This window comes from Vibrio sp. Vb1574 (assembly GCF_033338675.1).
Genome location: NZ_JAWOTC010000094.1, coordinates 1 through 2,326 on the forward strand (window position 1 = coordinate 1; position 2,326 = coordinate 2,326).

General features: G+C 47.9%; 1 protein-coding gene and 1 pseudogene. Both read left to right on the forward strand.

The genetic code is table 11. From position 1 onward, the window contains the following. Positions 1–1,727 (forward strand): TonB-dependent receptor domain-containing protein (locus tag R7O12_RS23705; RefSeq protein WP_318126479.1); only part of this gene is annotated, 1,727 nt, incomplete at its 5' end. A gap of 12 nt (positions 1,728–1,739) precedes the next feature. Continuing rightward, a pseudogene (locus R7O12_RS23710) lies at positions 1,740–2,326 on the forward strand (propeptide, peptidase); the annotation flags it as partial.

The window sequence follows — 2,326 nt, forward strand, 5'->3', positions numbered from 1 at the left end:
CAAGCTCCTCAGTCTTGGGCTCTGGTGCCATTGGTGGTGCTGTGATCCTAAAATCCAAACAGCCGGGCGAGTTTTTAGAAGATCGTGACTTTTATGTTGACGCCACGGGCACTTATACAGGGATCAGCAATAAATACAAAGGCGCGAGCAATTTGGCATTTCGTTCTGGCGATACGGAAAGCTTGGTCAACGCGGCTTATTGGCAAGGTGAAGAGACGCGTAACTTCAGCCAAGATTTGTACAACCGCGATTTGGATGGTTACAGCGCGTCATACGCCATCAATCATTTCTTCAATGATGAAGTGATGATCAAAGCGCGTGCCGAACTCTATCGACAAGACCAACAACGTCTTGAAGGTTCGTCATCCATACAAAAAGATGGCAAGTGGCATATCGAAGACTTTGCAGAAGATGAATCGACAGAAGAATACAGTGCATATTTAGGTGCCGAGCTAACGCCGCTTGATCCAACATGGTTTGAAGAGTTGGATACCAAAGTTTATTGGCGTCATACCGAAGTGGTCACAGACACCAATCGCTTAATGAACTCTACCGACGCCAATGGTCTGCTGATCAAGCGCCGCGAACTTGAGCACAAAACATTTACCGATAGCACCGTCGGTTTGAGAGCGGATTTCAAACAGACGCTTCACGCCTCATCGGCTGAGCACAAGTTAGCGTATGGCGTTGAGATAGCATCAGATTACTACCAACGTGAAGATAATCAGAAAGTCCTCGATTGGACGGGCTCCAACGCATCGCAAAAACAACCCTTTGCCGCTGCACGTGCTTACAACATTGGGCTTTATTTCCGTGACATGATTGAGCTGGATAAATGGACATTGACTGGCGGTTTGCGTTTCGATGCGCACCGACTTTCACCTGATGGCCAGAATGATATCGGTGGATATCCATTGAAAGATATCGACAGTTCTGAAATTTCACCAAGTTTGTCGATTTCTCGTGAAGTGTTCGAAAACAACCGCGTTTACCTCTCTTACGATCACGGCTATCGAGCGCCAGAATACGATAAGGCGTATGGCTTCGTAAGCCACGACTTTGTGCCGCTGACGCCTTTTGTTATTGCACCAAATATGGATCTAGAGGCTGAAACTTCGGACTCGTTTGAAATCGGTAACAAATTCGATAATGGCCGAGCGCAACTTTACGTTTCTGCGTTTTACAACAAGTTCCAAAACTTCATTGATGTTGTTACCACGGGTCAAGATAACTTCGGCAACTACGTCAAGCAATACCAAAACTTACACGGCGTTGAAACCTACGGCGCGGAGCTTTCTGCTGCGTATGCTTTCACATCGTCTTGGAAGCTAAGTACCAAGCTTGGTTATGTGGACGGAAAGGACGCTGAGGGCGAATACGTTCGTAGCATCACGCCTTTTGAGGGCAATGTTGGGCTGAACTACCAGCAACAAGACTTTAATGCGTTCGCGACGTGGAATTGGGCTGGTTCGATGGATCGTGTGCCGAGTTGCCAAACGTCGCTCGGACAAAAGACTGAATGCGCAAAAACAGAAGCATGGAACACGCTCGATTTGGGAGCAAGTTACCAAATCACCAAAGATTTCCGTTTGAGTGCGACCATCATCAACCTGTTCGACAAAGAATACATTCGTTACCAAGACGTTGCTGGCATAGCTGATGAGAGCAAACGCTACTCAACGGAACCAGGTCGTTACTTTACGGTTAACGCGAAGTACATCTTTTAGTAGGAGCTCAGCATGAAACTCAAACTTTTAGCGCTTTCTCTTGCGTTGGCAGGCGTTCAAGTGACGAACGCAGCGCAGTGGGATTACCCTAGCGCGGCTATTACGGTCACGAACCAAGCCGAAGCGCTACGCTACTTACAAGCCAATTACGCTAGCGCTGGCGAACTTAAGTTTCGCTATCAAACCCGTTCTCAGCTTGGAGATCATTATAACTTTGATGTGTGGGTCGATGGTCAGTATCAACCGCAACGCACCATTGTGTTGTCGACTAACCAAGACCGCCAAATCGAGCGTATTTTCAAAAGCCTTGAAGATACGGTTATTCGTAATGGCGAGGCGATGCCAGCCGCAGAACTGGAATTGCCTGTTCGATTGGAAGTGACCGAGCCGCCAGCGTTGAGCTCCGGTGAGTTAGTGACGGTTCCCGTCTCAGTGTTTGATCCTGATTTACGTACGATGCAGCAACAAGCTGCGCCTGATTCCGCTTGGAATTCGTTAGAGGATTATCCGCAGCCACTTCAATATGTTGAGAAGCAGATTCAAGTTTTGCAGTCTGACGGCAAGTTCTACCTAGCCAACGAGCGCGTTAAACAGGTGGA